At 45.3% G+C, this 20,541-nt stretch carries 23 protein-coding genes; 6 read left to right on the top strand and 17 right to left on the bottom strand.

Annotation, left to right across the window (positions count from 1 at the left end; all coding sequences use genetic code 11):
* Window positions 1-5: 5 nt before the first annotated feature.
* The 10 genes from MPET_RS08975 to MPET_RS09020 form a co-directional block, all read right to left on the bottom strand.
* Window positions 6-284 carry a 50S ribosomal protein L44e gene (locus MPET_RS08975; RefSeq protein ID WP_013329703.1) on the bottom strand — a complete coding sequence of 93 codons (279 nt, stop codon included), beginning with the start codon at window positions 282-284 and terminating at the stop codon, window positions 6-8.
* Window positions 285-379: 95 nt separating this feature from the next.
* Window positions 380-1,048 carry a hypothetical protein gene (locus MPET_RS08980; RefSeq protein ID WP_013329704.1) on the bottom strand — a complete coding sequence of 223 codons (669 nt, stop codon included), beginning with the start codon at window positions 1,046-1,048 and terminating at the stop codon, window positions 380-382.
* A 2-nt stretch (window positions 1,049-1,050) separates the two neighbouring features.
* Entirely contained in the window at window positions 1,051-2,181 is a 1,131-nt protein-coding gene (gene priS, locus MPET_RS08985) for a DNA primase catalytic subunit PriS (protein WP_013329705.1), read from the bottom strand.
* Window positions 2,181-3,806: a tRNA uridine(34) 5-carboxymethylaminomethyl modification radical SAM/GNAT enzyme Elp3 gene (locus MPET_RS08990; protein ID WP_013329706.1), complete on the bottom strand. Its 1,626-nt coding sequence runs from the start codon at window positions 3,804-3,806 to the stop codon at window positions 2,181-2,183. The genes priS and MPET_RS08990 overlap by 1 nt, the downstream gene beginning before the upstream one ends.
* On the bottom strand, window positions 3,763-4,029 hold the full coding sequence (locus MPET_RS08995; RefSeq protein WP_083773178.1) for a UPF0058 family protein: 267 nt from the start codon (window positions 4,027-4,029) through the stop codon (window positions 3,763-3,765). The genes MPET_RS08990 and MPET_RS08995 overlap by 44 nt, the downstream gene beginning before the upstream one ends.
* Before the next feature lie 281 nt (window positions 4,030-4,310).
* Window positions 4,311-5,291 (bottom strand): hypothetical protein, encoded by a 981-nt coding sequence (locus MPET_RS09000; RefSeq protein WP_013329708.1) that lies wholly within the window; start codon window positions 5,289-5,291, stop codon window positions 4,311-4,313.
* Window positions 5,292-5,308: 17 nt separating this feature from the next.
* Window positions 5,309-6,118 (bottom strand): PepSY domain-containing protein, encoded by an 810-nt coding sequence (locus MPET_RS09005; RefSeq protein WP_013329709.1) that lies wholly within the window; start codon window positions 6,116-6,118, stop codon window positions 5,309-5,311.
* Between the two features lie 13 nt (window positions 6,119-6,131).
* Window positions 6,132-6,824: a hypothetical protein gene (locus MPET_RS09010; protein WP_013329710.1), complete on the bottom strand. Its 693-nt coding sequence runs from the start codon at window positions 6,822-6,824 to the stop codon at window positions 6,132-6,134.
* Window positions 6,825-7,114: 290 nt separating this feature from the next.
* Window positions 7,115-7,630: a hypothetical protein gene (locus MPET_RS09015; RefSeq protein ID WP_013329711.1), complete on the bottom strand. Its 516-nt coding sequence runs from the start codon at window positions 7,628-7,630 to the stop codon at window positions 7,115-7,117.
* A 7-nt stretch (window positions 7,631-7,637) separates the two neighbouring features.
* Window positions 7,638-8,930, bottom strand: a complete 1,293-nt coding sequence (locus MPET_RS09020; RefSeq protein ID WP_048130802.1) for a transglutaminase-like domain-containing protein — start codon at window positions 8,928-8,930, stop codon at window positions 7,638-7,640.
* Between the two features lie 498 nt (window positions 8,931-9,428).
* On the opposite strand from MPET_RS09020, the gene MPET_RS14845 reads away from it, so the two are divergent.
* Window positions 9,429-9,878, top strand: a complete 450-nt coding sequence (locus MPET_RS14845) for a hypothetical protein (protein WP_013329713.1) — start codon at window positions 9,429-9,431, stop codon at window positions 9,876-9,878.
* A 163-nt stretch (window positions 9,879-10,041) separates the two neighbouring features.
* Window positions 10,042-10,695 (top strand): winged helix-turn-helix transcriptional regulator, encoded by a 654-nt coding sequence (locus MPET_RS09030; RefSeq protein WP_225353806.1) that lies wholly within the window; start codon window positions 10,042-10,044, stop codon window positions 10,693-10,695.
* A 152-nt stretch (window positions 10,696-10,847) separates the two neighbouring features.
* Here MPET_RS09030 and MPET_RS09035 read toward each other — a convergent pair whose 3' ends face one another.
* On the bottom strand, window positions 10,848-11,297 hold the full coding sequence (locus tag MPET_RS09035) for a UPF0179 family protein (protein ID WP_048131082.1): 450 nt from the start codon (window positions 11,295-11,297) through the stop codon (window positions 10,848-10,850).
* A gap of 23 nt (window positions 11,298-11,320) precedes the next feature.
* A complete protein-coding gene (locus MPET_RS09040) occupies window positions 11,321-12,403 on the bottom strand; it encodes an NAD(P)-dependent glycerol-1-phosphate dehydrogenase (RefSeq protein WP_013329716.1) in 1,083 nt (360 codons plus the stop codon).
* A 14-nt stretch (window positions 12,404-12,417) separates the two neighbouring features.
* On the opposite strand from MPET_RS09040, the gene MPET_RS09045 reads away from it, so the two are divergent.
* From MPET_RS09045 to MPET_RS09060, 4 genes are all read left to right on the top strand, one after another.
* Window positions 12,418-13,263 carry a DUF63 family protein gene (locus tag MPET_RS09045; RefSeq protein WP_013329717.1) on the top strand — a complete coding sequence of 282 codons (846 nt, stop codon included), beginning with the start codon at window positions 12,418-12,420 and terminating at the stop codon, window positions 13,261-13,263.
* Window positions 13,256-13,831 (top strand): stage II sporulation protein M, encoded by a 576-nt coding sequence (locus MPET_RS09050; protein WP_013329718.1) that lies wholly within the window; start codon window positions 13,256-13,258, stop codon window positions 13,829-13,831. The genes MPET_RS09045 and MPET_RS09050 overlap by 8 nt, the downstream gene beginning before the upstream one ends.
* Window positions 13,832-13,834: 3 nt before the next feature.
* A complete protein-coding gene (gene proS, locus MPET_RS09055) occupies window positions 13,835-15,268 on the top strand; it encodes a proline--tRNA ligase (protein ID WP_013329719.1) in 1,434 nt (477 codons plus the stop codon).
* Between the two features lie 199 nt (window positions 15,269-15,467).
* On the top strand, window positions 15,468-17,279 hold the full coding sequence (locus MPET_RS09060) for an ATP-binding protein (RefSeq protein ID WP_013329720.1): 1,812 nt from the start codon (window positions 15,468-15,470) through the stop codon (window positions 17,277-17,279).
* A gap of 6 nt (window positions 17,280-17,285) precedes the next feature.
* Here MPET_RS09060 and MPET_RS15705 read toward each other — a convergent pair whose 3' ends face one another.
* The 5 genes from MPET_RS15705 to MPET_RS09085 form a co-directional block, all read right to left on the bottom strand.
* Entirely contained in the window at window positions 17,286-17,408 is a 123-nt protein-coding gene (locus MPET_RS15705) for a type II toxin-antitoxin system RelE family toxin (protein WP_013329721.1), read from the bottom strand.
* A gap of 151 nt (window positions 17,409-17,559) precedes the next feature.
* Window positions 17,560-17,763 (bottom strand): hypothetical protein, encoded by a 204-nt coding sequence (locus MPET_RS09070; RefSeq protein ID WP_013329723.1) that lies wholly within the window; start codon window positions 17,761-17,763, stop codon window positions 17,560-17,562.
* 82 nt (window positions 17,764-17,845) lie between these two features.
* Window positions 17,846-18,349, bottom strand: a complete 504-nt coding sequence (locus MPET_RS09075; RefSeq protein ID WP_048130804.1) for a pyruvoyl-dependent arginine decarboxylase — start codon at window positions 18,347-18,349, stop codon at window positions 17,846-17,848.
* Window positions 18,350-18,513: 164 nt separating this feature from the next.
* Complete coding sequence (locus tag MPET_RS09080; protein WP_013329725.1) at window positions 18,514-19,935, bottom strand: MFS transporter; 1,422 nt, start codon at window positions 19,933-19,935, stop codon at window positions 18,514-18,516.
* A 50-nt stretch (window positions 19,936-19,985) separates the two neighbouring features.
* Window positions 19,986-20,522 carry a ferritin gene (locus MPET_RS09085; RefSeq protein ID WP_013329726.1) on the bottom strand — a complete coding sequence of 179 codons (537 nt, stop codon included), beginning with the start codon at window positions 20,520-20,522 and terminating at the stop codon, window positions 19,986-19,988.
* Window positions 20,523-20,541 lie beyond the last annotated feature (19 nt).

Raw genomic sequence — 20,541 nt, forward strand, 5'->3', positions numbered from 1 at the left:
TATAATCACTCCGTAAGTTCGAATTTACCGGCCTTGACTCCCGATCTGAGGTGAGCCTTGCCGCACTTTGTGCACCTGTATCTCACGTTGATCCTCTTTGTGGGTTTGTCTCCACCGGGCACTTTCGAGAACTTACCCATGTTACCGACCTTGCTTCTGCGACCTTTTTGGCGGTCGATCCAGTGAAGGTGAAGGTCACGGCCCTTCTTTACCCTTTCGACCTCGTGGATCTCGTGTGTTCTGCAATACGGACAATATGTCTTGAATTTTGTTGGCATCTTCATAAAATCTCAAGCCCCTTAAGCTGGAATATTCACCAGGATCCATAAGACCCGGAATCTTGGAAATCAGGTATTGATTATCCTGATAAATCTCATTATTATTTGCCAACCCTTATATTTAAGGCTATGTTGCGGGTGTACAACACGGACGCATTTTTCTCTGGCAGCATAACAATGTCCTCTTTCGAGAGTGTATATATCCTGCCGTCAAGCCCCATAAAAGAGTCGATATCTTCCGAAACATAAACCGGTTCGTAACCCTGCGGTTCGTCTGTCGGAACTGCCGCATCTTCAGCGACAATACCGATATCGGGAAGGAAGGATTCACCGGATTCCATTACCGGGACAGGAATTTCATCGACTGCCGCAGGCGCGGAGAGCGCCTCCATATCGGGCTCGATCATCCTGCTCCTGCATGCCTTTACGGATTTAAGGATCTCCTCGTACATCTCCCTCTCGGGAGGGAGCATCCTTTTCAGCTCATCCTTATCCGTCCTCTCGCCCTGGACGGTAACAAGTGCGAGTTTTATAATTTTATTGAGGCGAAGGGACGAGATGTCCTGCAGCGTAGATGTAACGCTTTCGATCTCATCGATAAGCTCGCTCACGCGCCGGGTGCTGAAATTATCGATGGATTTCTCTTTCGCCTCGGAGTACAGCTCCTGGAGATATTCCGCAGAATCCCTGAAGGTTTCGTGACTGATCTCGGCAAGCCTGCCGCTGTCCCTTTCCTCGAGTACAATCAGCCTTAGGTAATCCAGATCCATCCCTATCTCCCGCTGCCCGCATATCTTCCCGCACCTCTTGCGCACAGGAAGACTGCAAGAGCTTCAGGTACAGTATTTATCCCTTTTTCTAGTGAATATGTGTTTCCGAGAACAGGCATCGCAAGGCTGAAACCCATATCGACCTTTACCGGGGATTCACCGAACACAACGGCGTCTACAAGCGGATCGAATTCTTCGAGCTCCTTAACCGTGAGCGGCACCACCCTGAAGCCGCTGCCGCCGTGGAGAGAACCAGGCATACGGATCAGCCTTTTTATATCGGTGGTCACCGGTTCGTCCGTCAGGGCGGCTCTCTCGCGGATCTTTTCGACAAGAGGGCCTTCCTCCTGCTCCAGGACCTTTCCGAGAGTTCCGAATACTGGAACATCCTTCTTTCCGCTCCTGATCCTCTTTGAGGTATCTTTCAGCGAATCGACGAATGACTCGGCCGACGGATCACCTACTCCTTTTATGGTGCCTACGGTTTTGACGGCGTCTTTGCGATCTGCATTCTGGAGGTCGTCGAAGTATTCGAGAACTGCGGACCTGTATCTCGCAGACCATCCGGTGTTGCGTCCTCCCGAGAGCATAAACCCTGGATCGATTCCTATTCCGCAGACATAATCGACAAGCTCGCGCCTCTCCGCACTGCCCCACTGCCTGGTCTCAAGATTCCTGATGTGGATATGATACCCCCTTCCGCCCGAGAATACGATGCTTATGTCCCTGTTCAGGAATCCGAGTTCGCCGGTAAGCATATCCAGCAGTTTGAAGACCTCTTCCTTTACGCGGTCGAGCATAACGTCATAGGCCCCCCTCATGATGTGATCGGCGTCGAGATCGAATACGAGGTCAGCACCGGACCAGACTTTCTCCTGCATGGTGGATGCGGAAGGAAGATGGTAATATGCCGTGGAATGATACGCGTGCCTGGGCACCATCGAACGCATATATGCCTCGACCTCGTTCTTCGAACCGAAACCGATATGCCTTCTCATCCTGACCTCGCCGTCGGGCTCGAAGAATATGAAACCCCATTCGCGCTGTTCGGTTGCAGGAGGAAACATAAAAGTGGCGGTTTTGTAATACTCCTCAAAACGCCTTTTCAGGTATTCGAAGGTTGCGGCATCCATTATAATTCCTTAACCATATATGGGCCGCTTCTATTGTATCCTTTTTTCCTGTAATAAGGCCGTACACCGATACCGCTCATTATACCGACACTTTCGTATCCTGCTTCGCCTGCGACTCTCTCGGCTTCTTTTAAGAGACGGTCCCCGAAATTCCTGTGCTGCCATTCGTTCGGGCCCGCCTTTTCCGCAATAGGCACGACGGCCCCGTAAACATGGAGCTCACGGACGAGGGCGGAATCGAGAATCTCCTCTCGCCACGGTTCGGCGGGGAATCTCAGGCGGATAAAACCGATGAGAGATTCGCCCGAGACATACCGGATGAAGAACTCGTCGCCGCCGCAGCACCTGTACCTGATCGTATCGATCTCGGGGGGTTCGCTGATCTCATTTCGTCCCGCCTCGCTGCATCTTATGCACCTGCACCGTCCGCCAGTGCTTTCAAGCCTCTCTTTTGCAAGCTGGCGGAAGTTGCTGAAATGCGATCCACGCAGAATAAGTTTTGCAGGGATATCCCTCTGGACCCGCTGGAGACGGACATACGGCGGGAGTTTTGATTTACCGTATGCAACCAAGTCGATGAGGTCATCCTCGTCGTAGACATCGTATTGGCCGGATCGCCACAGCTCCTCGATCTCCGAGCCGGGCGTTACAAGGGTGGGATAGATCTTCAGGAAATCCGGGCAGAACCTCTCGTCTGTAAAAAGGAGGTCGAACATTTTTTTGTCGTCTTCGATCGTCGCCGAAGGAAGGTTGGGCATCACGTGAAATCCGACCTTGAGCCCTGCATCCCTCAGGAGACGGTTCGCCTCCTCCGTAGCCTCTACACCGTGACCCCTGCGATTGTACTCGAGGATTCTATTTTCGATCTGCTGGACGCCAAGTTCGACCTTCGTAACCCCGAGGGCGAGCATATCGTCGATGTGCTCCTTCATGCACCAGTCGGGCCTTGTCTCGAAGGTCGCCGCAATGCACCGGACCCTGGCGGTCTCGTTCTCTTCGCAAAGTTCTTCGAAACTGAATATATCGCCGCGGTCCTCCCCGCCGTATTCGTTCATCGCACGGATGCACGATCTCATGAACCAGTACCTGTACTCCGGGTCCCTGGCGGTTATCGTCCCGCCCATTACTATGAGTTCTGCCTTGTCGACGTGATGCCCGAGCTCCTCGAACTGCCTCAGTCTCGCCTGCACCTGGGTGTAAGGGTCGTATTCGTGCTGCCTGGCACGAAGGGCGGCCGGCTCCTCCCCGGTATAACTCTGCGGAGAGCCGAACGGGTGCTCCGGTCCTCCCGGACAGGGGAGGCATTTCCCGTGGGGGCACTTGTGCGGAGACGTCATGACGGCCACCGGGGCCACACCCGAGATCGTCCGTGCAGGTTTTACCTGTAGATATGCACGGAGGATCTCTTTTTCCTCATCGTTCTCCGCTGCCGCGAAGATCTCGGAATTTTTCGGCATCCGCTCAAGGGAATATTTTCTGCAGACCGAAGCCTTGATCTTCTGGATATCAGACTGATCTTTTGCTTCGGATTTAATCAGGGAGATTATCTCCCTTAAAAAAAAAATTGAATCTTTGGATTGTTTAGTGTTCAACAGCAACCTCTTCAGTACCAGTCCCCGGAGCATATCCCACGTTCTGGATCTGCTCGTTCTGAAGATATCCCACGAGTTCTTTTCCAAGAGTCAAAATTGCCTCCTTGTGGCAGACTTTATTCTTGTGAATGTGAACCGGAGAAATGTTTAATTCGTCATAATGAGTTGTAAGTACGTCTTCGTTTCTAACCGATTCATAGTACTTTTTTACATGCACCAAAAGCATGTGTAGATGTAATAATTCCTCTTTCTGCACTAGATCACCAATCCTTACAAATTAACTTCAGTCAGAAGCAGATATAATTTATTGGTGATCTTTATATCTGACCTTGTGCAGTCGTCTGAAACAACAAAGAGATCAGCAATCCCGGATGATTGATCCGAAGCTGAAAACATCATAAAATTTGAATTTAATTCAATAGCCCACGATCAGGTTATTTATTTTGTTTATGCGCACCGATTCGCATTAATACGTATATAGAGAAAAACGAGGTGACCATTTATCTGATTATCTTGTTTTTTTAGATTCAGGTCATTTTAGATTGTCGTATTATAGATGACATCACTGAACCCTAGATCAGTATAGATGACATCAACTCTGATGAGAACCGTATTGTTGCCTGACAGATAATCACCCCGGAGAATTGCGGATGAATTATTTCCGTACAGCAGTCCTTCCGGTGGATCGATTGAAAGATCCAACCCCGAGTTCATTATTATGGACTGCGTGCTGACATCCTTTCCGTCGACTGAAATATTCACGAACCGGAGGCCAGGTCCTCTCTGCGGACACCCCGGATCAGGAGCCAGGAGAATAAGGAGAGACTCGTCTTCCATACGATATACATTCACACTGTCAAAAGGACGATAAGCGGGATTATCTCTTTCAATGACTCCCGAGGCCATCCCGATATATGCAATAACAGGCGGTACTATCAATAACGCAAGGATGACGAGAATCAAAAAACGGTAAGCATAAATCATCCCATGAAAGGACGGTTTCTCCCGGACGTCAACTGTCTCTTGTTTTAATTCCTGCCGGGAATGACGGTACCATGCACCAAGCGACTGGAGAATGCATGACGTGATTGCGAATGCTGAAAAAAGGATTAGCCATTCTATCAGTCTGAAGAAAAGCGTACCCGTCTGTACACTGATGATACCATTCTCCCAGGAAAACAAAAACGGCCGGGATAATAAAACGTTAATCGATGAAAAAACAAATGCCGTAGTTATCCCTGAGAGAAGTCCTGTAAATACCGGACCCGGACCCTTCTCTCCGCCTGAACAAAACAGATCGGATGCAATCATCCCAAATACCCAGAAAAGAATTAAAGATAATCCGATCACCTGGAGATCCTTTACGCGGGAGGCGGAGACATTGTAATCGAGAACCGGAGCCCAGATCTCCTGCAGAAAAATTACCATTACTGCCAGGCAGATACCGCCGAAGCAGCCCCAGAGGATTATTGCCGGTTGAATATCCGGCAGAATTCTCTTTTTACGAAGGTTTCCCATATATATCAATCAGTTAATTATACGATAGGGTTTATTGATAACACCTCGCCGGAGACCGCATCAACAATAACCGTTCCACCATGGCCAAGGTCATCTTTAGTTGATTCGATGGTATCTACGATCCATACAAGCTTCTGGCTTGCTCCGTCAGGAACTACCACTAATTTTGACTGAACTTTTGCCGATGATCCCATAGCAAATGTTTCCAGGGCGGTTTTCTGAGCGGTTTCCTGTGATACTTTCGGTGTGGTTTCAATAAGCAGTGGACGATCGATACCTATATACGCAATTGAATCACTGTCAGGGAACACGGAAATCATGACCACAGACGGAGTATAGGCTTCACCAACCATCTCTTTCCAAGTAAACAGATATTCCCTGCCTGCATCACCATGATCAACGATCCGTGATTCGAAAACCATATCTTTTTCACTAAAGTTTCGGTAGTTTTTTTGAACGAATGATTCTGCCTGATCTTTCATTCCTGCGATATCTTTCGCAGTGATGGAGCACACAGATAATCCGTTCCGGACTATTGCAGATTCAATCTCACCGGTTTTCGCATTAACATAAAAACGACCGGTATCGGTGGTCACTTCGTATACTTTCCCACTGGGAAATTCTATCATCTCACGACAGTTGACATTTTCGTCCGAAGAGCCGGTAAATTTTATAATATTCTCTTTAACTACGCCTGTTTCAATTGTTTCAGGAGATAACATAACTTCTGTACTCTGATTATTATCTAAAGCAGAAGCTGAACATACAAGGATTAAAGATAAAACCAGTAAGATTCCAATCGTTTTTGAGAAGTCAAATTTCTTCATTCTATTCGCCACCTTAACTTCCTGACATTGCAGGGTCGATTATAATATCCTCATCACCTTCTATGACATAAGAGTCAATTCCACCAGGATTAAGCAATCCATATTGCAATCGAACGTCAATGAGAGCCCATTCTACTGCGCCATTGAGAGTATATTGTTCATCCAAGTAGCTCCAAAACTTATCTGACCACCATGCTGCCTGACCTTGTGTGATATAATTACTGAAACCAACGGAACTATCAACCCCTTTGGACTCTGATTCATCCAATAGGTTTCCGTTCGTTGCATCGCTGTTTGCACTATTGCATGAAAGGTATACCGCGAGGGCGATATCATGAAGTGAACTGTAGGAATAGTCCGAAATCTTAAGTAGAGAAGGATTATCTGCGGTTATCGCCTCCATAGGGTCCCCACTACTTTCCTTGAAAAGTATCCTGCCGGGAGCTCCATGGCCAAAAAAGAAAAATACCTGATCTGAAGCCATCCTGTTATAAGCATCATCTGCATCCTCATTCAAATAATATGAAGAAGAATATCCCATGCTGGATAGTTCACTTCGTGCGTTCTGAGCTATTGATCTCGTATCCATACCATCATAGTAGTTTGTCCCATACGAACTTGCCTGGTAGGCGTTTACGCAGGGTACGAATGTAATTGCTATCAGTAATAGTGCTGACAGGAAAATACAAAATCTTCGTTTTTTCATGTTTTCATTACCTCTGTTTTATTAATTAACGGAAGCACAATCCAAATCCACTTGATATGAAAAGGGATTTGATTAATGCTTCACTCAAAAAGGGCTTTTTAAGCTACAAGCCTGTAAAAACCCCCTACAATATTTTTTTGGGACACCTCAGGATGTCCACAACGGAAAATTTACCATACCTAAATAAACTATTTATGAGCCAAAATTCGTCACGTATGAAAAGAGGTACAGATGATAACACCTATAAATCACGTTGCCCTTCTGTAAATTATTAGTAAGGCCCTCTATATTTACCGTTTATCTCCCTGCCGCAAACACACAAAGGCAACGACAGAAGCTGCTATTGCAGCAATCAAACATGAAAAACTAAAACCCGGTGATTTCTGCGTTTCAACCAGTTTATCCTCTGCCCGGGAAGAAGATCCTGAAGATTCAAGGTATTCCTGAGGTATTTCCCAAGTCTCATTTACATCAAGAATCCAGACAGCAACTATCTGCGCCGGATCACCACGTTCAACATACTTTCTTTCCAGAAAGACCAGTTGCTTCCCGCAGGAATCAGCCGGGGAAAGATGAACGGATCTGAAGTCATCATTGACCTGCTCACTGTACCATGACCCAACACCGCATTCTAGGATATATTCCATGATGGTAACATTGTTCTTTACAGTAGGGTACATATTTGTCAATATCTCGACTGGAGCCCCAGTACCGGGAAGGAGTTGCGTGGATTCTGTTGTGATTTCAACTCCGGAAACTATACCACATATGAAGATAATTGTGAAAATAAACGCGATATTTTTCATAAAAAATTTAGTTATATTCTGGCAATTCTCCTAAAGGAATAGCAACCAGATCTTCATATCTCAACAGACCATCTCCAGCAGGGTCTTCAGTAAAACGGCTGTCATCAGCATCAGTATATTTTGTAAGATACATATGAGTATTATTCCCATGATTATATATCTGTGGGTTGTTGAAAGAATTCCATGTTGGATCAGAATGGATCCAGGAATTACCATCCCAGTTTTCAAGGATAGCATGCCCAATACAAGACCCAGTTTCATTAAGCCATGTTATGCCAAGGAACCGAGAAGGGATTCCGAGCGAGCGGCTAAAAGTTACATCCATCGTGGCATGTTCATCACAGACACCTTCATATTCATGATTAATAATGTAGAGATCTGATGCAGCATAGAGCGAATATAATTCGTTAGAAACATACTCCATTTTATTAAATACGTAATCATTCAGTTTTTGAGCAGTGTCATATGGCGAGCTTGTATTGTCGCCTGCTGCTGCTGCCTCAAGGATGATAGCATATCCATCATTGTATGGGAAATGATACAAGTCGCTGGTTTCAAGGTTATCTCCACTATCAGGATCTGGCAAATGCGATGCATCATTGTTATATTTTTCAATCGCATCAAGAGCAAGCTGCCCGGACCATGTCACTGTATTGCTGGGATCTACCGTGATAAATAATCCCATCGGTTTAATCCCTACGGAGCTATAATTCCCAATAACCTGAAATGGGATATTGACTGAACAATTCATACCAGGGGAAAGATCAGTGAATGTCGCCGTTGAACTTAAACCATCTTCAATTGATACGAAATAAACCGTGCCACTTGCGTTTGTTGATCCAAAATTATGAATAATTACGTTCTGAGATACGATGGTGTCCTGCGTCCAATACCAATTAAAATAACCGTATTCTGGGGCCACTGTCGGGACAAGGGCTTTCGCCTCGGAGTTTGTTTTCAAAGATGGCTTAACAAAGTTGATCTTTACTGCTTTCATTGAAGATTTTTGAGCATCAACATAATTATTATTGGTAGGGAACTGGATATCCGAGTCGATAACTTCAACACCAGGATATTTTTCTGCTGTTTCCTTATCCATCTTCTCGATCGGAACAGGCGTTACCACCGGATTATACTCTGACATGTCCTTTTTTCCAGCCCATTCATCAAACTGACCAACCCATCCAGGGGGTGTTGGATTTGAATCGTTTACTGCGCTAACAACTGGAATGAACATCATTCCTGCAAATACTAATATCACTAGCAAGCTCAATACCCGCAGACTCGTTTTGATTTTCATTTTTTCACCAGATATAATAAAACCAGAAAAAAGGAGATAATTGAAACATGTGTGATCTTTGATACAATGTTGCTCCTGTGATATTCCGGTTAAATCCTTAGATACAACAATGCCGATATTTTTTATCAGCTTTTACAGGACAATAACAGACTGTCCAGATCAGTCCTATAACAATGACTTTATAAACGGTTTATGTGTCAAAATTTGTCATGTTATAGTAAACCAAATTATAACAAGAATAGCTATAAAATTCTGAAAAATCGTATTATTTGCCTTTAATTTTTAATAAAATTACATTTTTTAGAGATTCTAGAATCAGGGGAATGACTGTGATACCATAATCCCCCGATCCGCGGGTATCACTGGAATAACCGCTTTATTGAATATTATGTACCGGTATTAATTTTCTCTCTGCCAAAATTAATCCGGTTATAAACATGACGAATTTTGTCACATAAAAAGTAATTGACAGTACCCTGAACGCTTACCTGTGATACCATGAAACTAAACTGGTTAGCGATTTTGTTCATTATTGTTGCGGCACTTGCCGTACCATCTGTATCGGCAAAAATAATCGAAGAAAAAGACGGATATATCGTAACTACTTGTGATAAAAGTCTCAATCTGCCAGAAGCTTTTAAATCCACTTCAAGATCGATCTCCCAAGGCCAGACCGACTGGTATTCAACCTCGGTTCCCGCAGGGAAAACCTCTTTATATGCAGATTTAAACTGGGGCGACACTTCAGATTCCATCTCGCTTACGATCCTGGCACCAGACAGTACACTTGGACCGTATTATGATTCTGCAGACGGACATATTGATGGCCGGATAAATCTGAGAATTTCAAAATCCAGCGGTATTCCGTCAGGCACATGGTGGTCAAAGATTTATGGAGAAATGGTGAACGGTGCTCAAAGTTACACATACTCCGCATCTGCAATTTAGACCACAATCTTTTTTTAGTAATTAATTTATTTATTACAAAGGGGGGGAGGTTGTGGTACGTTCACATCGTTTACTGATACTTCTTCTTTATGTATCTTTGATTCTTTCATCTAATGCAAGTGCAACGTTAAACGAATATATCGTTGAACCGGTCACTCCTGATATGGACACCGGCACGCCTCTGGATACAGTTCTTATCAATTTCTGGGACCTCCCCCCAGGAGCCATGTTAATTGCCCTCGCTCTTTCTGTTTCGTCCTTTCTCGGGTTTCCAGTTGAATTATTTTTTTATATTAAATTGTATATGATCCTTGGATACCGTAAAATATCCCGGAATACTGTTCTGACCAACGAAACACGAAATCAGATTTATTCATGCATCAAGGAAAACCCTGGTATCATCTTTAACGATCTTGTACGCAGGAGTGGTATAAACAGAGGAAATGTCTCTTACCATATCAATATCTTGAAATATACAGGGAAAGTTAACGTTCTGGATTCTTCAGGCAACCCCAGATATTTTGAAAATTCCGGAGTATATTCCAAATCTGAAAAACTTGTTTTAAAATATCTCAGGAATGACAAAGATTGCCGAATTTTAAAATTGCTTTTAGAAAAACCCGAATTGACCCGAAACGATATCGGGGATTACATAGGTCTAACCCCCTCAACAGTCAGCTGGAGAATGAAAAGACTCGGTGATGAAGAAATAATTCGGATTCAAAAAAACGGAAAAAACGTCAGATATGAGATTAATCCTGAAATTCAACAATATCTAGGAAAATATCTTGTGAATGAGCAGGACAAAATACCGTAAACAACACGGTTAAAGAACCCTAAACAGCTTAGTGAAAAATAATGTTTCAGAGGTTTTATTGTACCAACTGCAATACGAATAGTACATTAGCCCTATTAATCGGACTCACAGGTGTATTCAACTCCTAAACAGAGCCGTCTTTATACCCACACTCATTTCGGAATAAGCTCAACGCATTTCAGGTTTTTGCCTCTCTCGCAGGATTTCTTTTCCGAATCGACGATCCTCGTTACAAGATATTTCCCGCTCTCAACAATACCTTCGGGAAAGCACTTTTCATAATTGTCACAACCGATCTCGGGGCAGATGAAATCCATCGTAATCTCGGAGTTCAGGATTGCCTTCTTCGCATCGATCAGGACCATGACCGGCGAGTCGACGACCTCTACGGCACAGACCCCGTTATGATGAACATTGCATGGCAGGATATTGGAGTTCCTGATTCCGGTAATCCTGTAACTCTTTCTCGGGGTAAGATTGTTGCATACCTTATGCATCCTGCACCCTTCGCAGTCCTCAAGCTCTCCGCGGTAAACGAATTCAAGGCCCTCTTCCGCAAGGTCGCTCCCGATAAGGGTTATTTTTACTTCATCTACGCTCACTTTATACACCTTTTAGATCCCTTTTACTCCTTGTAAAGCATTGCTACAAGTTTTTCTGCACATTCACGCTCCATTCCCGCATCAAGAATCGTAAATCTCTCCGGCCGGATCTTTCTCGCCATCATAAGCGCTTCGACCGCAGTTTCGTCTTCGATGCCGATCTTTGCCGGGGTCACCGGCGCTCCTATTGCCTTAAGCGAACTCCTGAGGCCACGCCAGTCTCCCCCGTGCAGGTACATCGTCATTATCGAACCGATTCCGCACTGCTCGCCGTGAAGACCTTTGCCGGGAGCGAGAATGTCCAGTGCATGACTGAATTTGTGCTCTCCTCCGCTTGCGGGACGGGAAGATCCCGCGATGCTCATCGCCACGCCGGATGACACCAGGGCTTTTGTTACGATCCAAGCCGCCTCTTCAGATCCGGGTTTGATAAGTCCTGCATTCTTTACGAGTATGTCTGCGGTCATCGCCGAGAGAGAAGCAGCATATTCGCTGATCGCCTCCCCGCGAAGCCTGTGGGAAAGTTCCCAGTCGAGTATTGCGGTCCTGTTGGAGATTATATCCGCACAGCCGGATGCCATAAGCCTGAAGGGGGCCTTGGCGATAATCCCGGTGTCTGCAATAATTGCAGAAGGGGGTTGCGCATCGAGCGAGACTGCTCCCTTCTCCGTCGAAACCGAGGCTCTCGAAGATGCTATGCCGTCGTGGGAGGCTGCGGTCGGCACACTGATAAAGTGCTGATCGAGATTGTATGAAACAACCTTTGCAAGATCGATAACTCTTCCACCGCCGACGCCTATAATGAAATCATGGCTCTTTGCGGCCTCCTGGGCTTCATTTATCGAATCGAGTGATATGGATTCAGACATGAAAACTTCGGTACTACAGCCGCTCTCATTTATAAGATCGAGGACCCTGGCACCTGCCGCCTTCATCGTATGTTCGCCGGAGATTATCAGCGCAGACCTGCCGATATGCAAATCCCTGCAGACATCGGGGAGCTGTTCGACCGCATCATGCCCGATGATAATATCTCTTGGCATCTGGAGCCATTTCGATTTGTCGAATTGAGGGTTTTTGAGTACTTTTATACTATCTGCGCTCATTATTTTATCAATAAATGATTGGGGATTTTATATACAAATATTACGTTGGTCCAATCGTCAACGGCGGAGCGTATACAATCGTTGATACGCTCACCTACGCAATTATCCTGATTGTATCGGTGTACCTGGTCTATAAATGGCTTATTCGCGCTGGAATCGAGATTGACAAGGACTTCGTCCTGTCGCTTATTCCGTATATCGTCCTGGGCGGATTTCTCCGTGTTGTCGAGGATACGGGAATTATACCCTATCCCTATTATGTTCTTTTGATAACTCCGCTGATTTACTTCGTGATTTTCTTCTATGCGATAGTGGTCCTGGTGCTCTCAAGAGCACTTGAAGGGAGAAAGATCATAGCGGATTATCACAAGGGTTTTGCAACAGGGGGGATTATTGCATGCGCGATCTCCCTGGTTCCGCTGGTTTGGTACGGGCTCACGGTAACCCAGATAAACTTCTTCGTGATGTTTTCAATCCTCGGGATTGCATGCATATCGTCCCTTGCAGTCTGGGCGTTCGTCAAATACGCCCTTAAATGGGATTATGTCGACGACATCCTTTACAGGCTGCTAATATTCGGGCATATGCTCGACGCAAGTGCGACAAGTTTCGGTATAGACCTCCACGAGGTGACGTATGTCGAGCAGCATGTCGTGGGTTCGGCATTGATCGAAGCGACCGGCACCGCATTTTCTATGTTCGCGTTAAAGCTCGTCGTGATAATTCCCGCGATCTATATACTCCAGATCTACAGGCAGGAAGGAAACAAAGCGCTGTTCCACCTGATTATTCTCGCGATGATCATGGTAGGGCTTGCACCGGGAATACGCGACATGGTGAGGATGATCCTCTATGTTTGATAAGAAACTCTCTTACAGCATCTCTTTTTCACTCGTAATCTTCGTAGTCTTCCTGGCAATCGGTGCACTGACGATCAGCCAGAATTCCGAGAGTGCCGAGACACTTATCCAGGCATTGAACGACGATCTCTTCAGTTACATAAACGAACAGGACTCCGCAACGATGGCGGTTACTCTCTTTGTCAACAATCTCGAAGCATCGATCCTTCTCTTCATAGGCGGTGCGACGTTCGGGGTTGTAACAATGATCGTGCTGCTGACAAACGGAGTGATTATCGGTTTTGTCCTGGAATACGCTGCAAAGGCCCAGGGAGTGGCGGCAGTCGCAGCGGGTATAATTCCGCACGGCGTCTTCGAGATCCCTGCGTTCATTATCTCTTCGGGTCTCGGGTTTCTCCTTGCCGAATCGTTGTGGATGGAGTATAAGGGACTGGACGATGCGGCAGAGTATGCCGGAAAACTCGCCAAAGTTTTTCTCATGATTGTAATTCCCCTTCTCGCCGCCGCAGCGATTATAGAGGCTTTTATTACGCCCCAAATCATAGATCTAGTAGTTCAGGGAGTCTGATAAATGTCTGAAGACAGCGGTTCATTGCCCTCAAAGAATAATTTTAGCGAATGGTATAACGAGATACTCTGGCGGGCCGAGATAATGGATGTCAGGTATCCCGTAAAGGGACTTTATGTCTGGTTCCCGCACGGTTTTGCGATAAGGAAGGCGACTTACGGCATACTGAGGGAACTTCTCGACAGGGATCACGAAGAGACTCTCTTTCCGCTCTTAATTCCGGAATATGAATTCATGAAGGAGGCGGAGCATATCAAAGGGTTTGAAGAGGAGGTCTACTGGGTGACGAACGGAGGGCTCAGCAAGCTCGACGTTCCCTTGGCACTTCGCCCCACGAGCGAGACTGCAATCTACCCGATGTATGCGTTATGGGTCAGGTCCCATGCGGATCTCCCGATCAAGCTCTACCAGATCGTGAATACGTTCCGCTACGAGACGAAGCACACGAGGCCTCTCATCCGTCTCCGGGAGATTACGTCCTTCAAGGAGGCCCATACCGTTCATGCGACATGGGAGGAGGCGAAGGAGCAGGTGGAGGATGCAATCGCCCTGTATAAGGAGTTCTACGAAAGGCTTTGCGTCCCGGTGATTATGTCGAAGAGGCCGGACTGGGACAAATTCCCCGGTGCGGATTATACTATCGCTGCGGATGCGGTGATGCCGGACGGACGAACGCTCCAGGTAGGGACCGCACACCATCTTGGCGACAACTTCGCAAAGACCTTCGAGATCTGTTACGAGGATGAGAACGGGGAGCAGCAGTATGCCTTCCAGACCTGCTACGGGATCTCGGAGAGGTGCATCGCCGCCTTGATCTCTATTCACGGCGACGACAAGGGTCTTGTTCTTCCCCCCGAGATCGCTCCTGTTCAGGTCGTTATCGTCCCGATTATAATGAAGAAGATGGCCGAAGAGGTAACGCAGGCTGCGAAGGATATCGAAGCGGAGATGAAAGCCGCAGGGCTGAGAGTCAAAATCGACGACAGACCACTCAGACCGGGCGCCAAATATTACCACTGGGAGATGCGTGGAACACCTCTCAGGCTCGAAATAGGACCGAGAGATCTTGAGAACGGCGTCGTGATGGCCGCCGACAGGTTCGGGGAGAAGACGAGCATCCCGCGTGAAAACCTAAAGGAAGGCGTCAGGGCGTTTATGGATCAGTTCAAAGAGCAGCTGAAGTCGAGAGCCGTCGAAAGAATCCGCAGCCAGATCAAAATAGTCGAAGAGCCCGACGAGATCAAAGAGGCAGTAGAGTCGGGAATTGCGATCGTACAGTGGTGCGGCTGCGAGGAATGCGCAAAGGAGATCGAGAAAAGATACGATGTCAGTGTCCTCGGCGACGAAATCAGGTCGGAATTTATCAGGAAGTCCGAAGGAAAATGTATAATCTGCGGCAAGCCTTCGAAGCAGGCTGTTGTCGGAAGAAGTTATTGATTTCTTTTCTTTTTTTTGAATGATTTATCAATCATGAGCTTATTTTTTGTGAAATAATGCCTGATTCAGGATTTAATTATAGCCCTTCAACCAGTACTCTAATAATATAACATATTATTATTTAGAAAGAATTAAGCCTTATTCTAAACTATTTTTGTTTATTCCTATTGTTAGTGTAACTCATAATAGGGGGGTTAAAATGAAACTAATATCAGTTACTCTTAAAAATTTTCGATGTTATTTGGATGAAAAAACCATTCAAATTCAAGATTTAACAACTATAATTGGAAAAAATGATATTGGCAAATCAAGTGTTTTAGAAGCACTTGAAATTTTTTTTAATAACGATTCAGTAAAAATTGATTCAGAAGATTGCCATTTATCAGCTTCGGAAAAGATTGTGGAAATAACTTGTGAATTTGATGATGTTCCAGATGAAATCATAATTGATTCAAACGCCTATACCACATTACCCAAAGAATATCTCTTAACTGCCGATAAAACCTTACGTATTAAGAAAATTTTTAAATGTACTTCTGCAAAGCCAAAAGAAGAAATTTTTATTTGTTCATGTCATCCCACGACAAAAAACTATGAAGATCTGCTTGAGCTAAAAATTACTGAACTCAAAAAGCGACTTGATGACCTAAGCATCCCAAAAGAGGGAATCAACCTAAGTAGTAAACCTTCAATTAGACACGCTATTTGGAAATCTTGTCCAAATTTAAATACCGCTTATACTGAAATTCCAGTGACGAAAGAAGACAGTAAAACAATCTGGGACAAAATCAATGAATCTCTCCCCATTTATGCCCTTTTTCAAAGCGATCGTAATAGTCGTGATTCAGATCCAGAAGTTCAAGATCCAATGAAAATTGCTATTACCACAGCTCTTTCAGATCCAAGTATTCAAACTAAGCTTAATGAAGTTCAAGATGCAGTAAAAATAAAAGCCGTTGAATTGGCTGAAAGAACTCAGGAAGCATTAAAGAAAATAGATGCTGAATTAGCAGATGAATTAAAACCAGAATTTAAAGCAGATCCAAAATGGGCAGGGGTTTTTTCTCTTGTTCTCAAAGATGATAAAGGAATTTCGGTTAATAAACGTGGGAGTGGTGTTCGACGATTAATACTAGTTAGCTTTTTTCGTGCTGAAGCTGAAAGACAAAAGTCTGAAAATAATAATCAGAGTATTATATACGCAATTGAAGAACCAGAAACCTCACAACATCCAGACAATCAGCGTATTCTTTTAGATTCATTTAAGGATTTAGCAGCAGAAAATGGTTGTCAGGTAATACTGACAACCCATAGTCCAAGTTTTGCTAGTTACTTACCTGTTGATAGTTTTATTTACATAAAAAAAGGAAAGGATATTCAACCTGAGATAATCTCTCTTGATGAAGGTGACCAGAAAACAATAGAGAATATCGGAGAAGATTTGGGTGTACTTCCTGATATTAAAAATAAAGATCTGGTGAAGGTATTGCTATGTGTTGAAGGACCTACTGACATAACTGCTTTCAAATGCCTAAGTAGAGCCCTTAATGTAGATGATCCAACAATTTTAAATTTGGACAATGATTCAAGGATTGCTTTTGTTCTTCTAGGCGGTGGAACACTTAAACACTGGGTTGAAAATAATTATTTACAAGGTTTGGGACTTCCTGAAGTTCATATATATGATAGAGATGTTCAAAGCTATGCTGATAAAATAAAAATTGTAAACTCAAGACCAGGCAGATCGTGGGGTGTTTTAACAAAAAAGTTAGAAATTGAAAATTATCTACATAGGGAGGCAATATATGAGGCACTCAAAATATCAATATCATTCGGTGATGAAGATGACATTCCTGAATTAATTCACCTTCAAAAAGGATGGAATCACAACACTATAAAAAATAAACTCGCAAACTATGCATTCCCTAAAATGACTGCTCAAAGGATTAAAGACAGAGATCCCGATGGAGAAGTTGAGGGTTGGTTAAGAAAAATTGAAAAAATGTTTTAAAAAAATTCACGGGAAGACCGAATAAATCTCTTCCCTGCTTTTTACACGATAAAAAATAATCTTATTGTCCTCTGTAATTTCAAACCCAATCCTGTACCTGCCCTGACGAATCCTGAAAAATCCGGGCATTCATTTCATCCTTCCGATATCAAATTCTGAAAAAATATCATCAGATTCAGGTATTTCATTAAAAACAAGTTTCTCAATGCGTTTCTGAACAGGATTTGGTATTTTGGAGAGATCCTTCAGGAAAGATTTCTTATAGTAGCATTCAGGCATTTCAGGCGGATTCTTTCAAGCCCCTGTAATATTTCAAAGCATCAGAGCGGTTGAGCGGTTCTTCGTCATCCGCTTCATTGATACATTTTGCAAGCCCGAAATCCTCGATGACGGATTCAATCTTCTCAAAGGTTGAAATATCCAGGATTACACCGACCGGTTTGTTATCTTCGGACATAATATACCGGCGTTTTATATCGAACATCAAAATCTCTCCCAAAAACGTTCATGAAACAAATGTTTCATGCACTGTTCATGTAAATCACAAAGTGATTTGCATGTAAAAATTATTCCATCAAAAAGACCGCAGCAGCGACAACGGTCGTCCAGAGGCCGTCGGCATCGACGATCGCCGATTCGGTTATGTTCATGGTTTTCGCGGGAACCTTTTGCCAGACGCTTTTGAACATGTTTTCCGCGATCTTCTCGGCATAATCCCCTGCCTCCTCCTTCGTCTCGTCGTAGGTGTGGTATTCGGTAAAATATCCCCAGTTCGTCTCGGGCTTCTCCGGGATGGCACATCCCACGGACGCCGTGATCCTCCGCGAAGGCTCTTTGGACGAAAGCCGTGACAGGACGGTGAAGACCACACTGCCGGGAAAAAGCTCTTTGATACCCGCACTCCGGGATATGATTTGGCATTTCGGCGGTAAAATCGAACTTACTTCGACAAGATTATAGCACTCTATCGAGGCCCGGCGGAGGGCCATCTCGAAGGAAGTCAGCTTGTCCTCATGACTCCCGCATCCGGAGGTGAAAAACACCTTCTTTGGTACAAATTGTCCGGTCATTTGTTTATCACCCGGTTTTACATGAAACAGTCCATGAAACCTTTGTTTCATAAACGTTTTTTTGAATAATTTTGATTTTTCACGTATTAAAACTATATAGCACGAAAAATACCGGATTCCCATAGATAGCTCCGGCTGGTTTTCGATATCGCAAATACCGGCGATTATAGCTCCTGTTCGGGCTCTTTTACAAAGAATGTCAGAACCGTCGTAGCGAGGCAGATCATGAGCGCAATGGCGAAGGTGTAGGTAAATCCGGTAACCATGAACTCCGGGACCGGCTGGACGGGGGCCATGTACATCTCGCCGCCGGAGATGCCGATGATCTCTTCGAGCGCCGTCCCGAATACGACGATCCCGAGAGCCGAGCCGAAGTTCCCGAAGGTCTTCATTATCCCGGAGGACACCCCTTTCTTGTCGGGCGGACTGTGCCCGAGTATCAGTTTCCGGTTGGGGGTCAGGAAAATTCCCATCGAAAAGCCGAATACCGCAAGTGCGAGAGCTGAAAAAATGTATCCCATAATACCGGCAAACAACGAAAAGATCAGGAAGACCATTGTTACGGTCAGGCATCCGGAGGTGCATAACATCTTCGAGCCGACTTTATCCGACACCTTCCCTGCGAACGGTGCGACAATCATCGAAACCGTTGCAGGGATCAGAAGGAGAAGCCCGACAAGGGCAAGATCGAAGCCCTTGACGATCTCGAAATACAGCGTAAAGATCAGTATTATCCCGGTGAATACGGTTTTTATCATAAAACCGGAGACATTCGCAAGGACGAACGAATTGTTGCCGAAAAGCCTGAAGTCGAGAACCGGCTCACTGGCACGATTCTCCCACACGACAAAGGCAATCCAGAATATAGCCGAAAGAACGAATACGGCCACAATCGGTGTCGATGTCCAGCCGAACTCCCGTCCCTTGTTCAGGCCGAGAAGAAGAGTAGAGATCCCGAGAACCATGAAGAACGTCCCGGGAATGTCGAAAGACCAGACCTTCGTCCCCGGTGTTATCTTCGGAATAAACCTGTAGGCGAGCAGCATTCCGGCAATACCTATCGGGACGCAAAAGAAGAAGATGTACTGCCATCCGGCGAATGAGGTTATAATCCCCCCTGCAACAGCCCCGAGTGCAATCCCGGTAGTTGCAAGCGTGGCGATTATACCCAGGCCAAAACCCTTCTCTTCTTTCGGGAGGAAATTCACGATAATCACCGGAGCCGTCGCGGAAAGCATCGCTCCTCCAACCGCCTGGACCATCCTGAAAAAGATAAGAAAATGTATTCCGGGAGAAAAACCACACAGAAATGTTCCGGCAGTAAATACGGCAAATCCCGAGATGAATATCTTTTTTACGCCTTTGATATCGGCAAGTCTCCCGAATGCAAGAATCGTTCCCGACAGGACGACGAGATAGATTACCAGAGCCCACGAGACCGTGCTCAGATTCGAATCGAAATACAGTGCAATCGAAGGAAGTGAGACATTCAGGAGACTGATATTGAACGAACCGATAAATACCCCGAGACCGACGGTGAAGATCAGCCATTTCACGGGATAGTCCCGGTTACCTCGCCCCTCCATACTACCTTGTTGTGAAAAAAGAATTATAAATTATTTGATCCCCTGCGGGATTACTGCTGGCCGGGGGCTGTTGTGGGCTGGAGGGGTACATAGACCCTTGTCCCGAGTTCCTTGTCGAGAGTATAGAGCAGCGAGAGGTTGTCGGTCTTTTCAATCTTTTCAAGCTGATCGACGATTTGCCCTGCATCGTCCTCTTCTTCGACCTGCTCGTCGACGAACCACTGGAGCATGTTGCTTGTGGCATGGTCCTTCTCCTCGGTTGCAATATCAACGAGGTTGTAGATCATCTTCGTAACATTCTGCTCGTGTTCGAGCGAATGCCTGAAGGCTGCAAGCGGAGAGGCCCATTCAGACTGAGGGGCATCGATCGGCTGGAGGACAACTCTTCCGCCCCTCGATATGACATACCTGTAGATCTTGATTGCATGATCCCTCTCCTCCTGTGCCTGGACATATTCCCACTGTGCAAATCCTTTCAGCCCTTCCGATTCATACCATGATGACATCGACAGGTAGAGATACGATGAGTAAAGCTCCCACTTGATCTGGTCGTTCAATGCCTGTTCCATTCTTTGATTTATAGCCATTTTCTTATTCTCCTGTCAT

The sequence above is a fragment of the Methanolacinia petrolearia DSM 11571 genome (genome assembly GCF_000147875.1).
In the GTDB taxonomy this organism is placed as follows: Archaea; Halobacteriota; Methanomicrobia; order Methanomicrobiales; family Methanomicrobiaceae; genus Methanolacinia; species Methanolacinia petrolearia.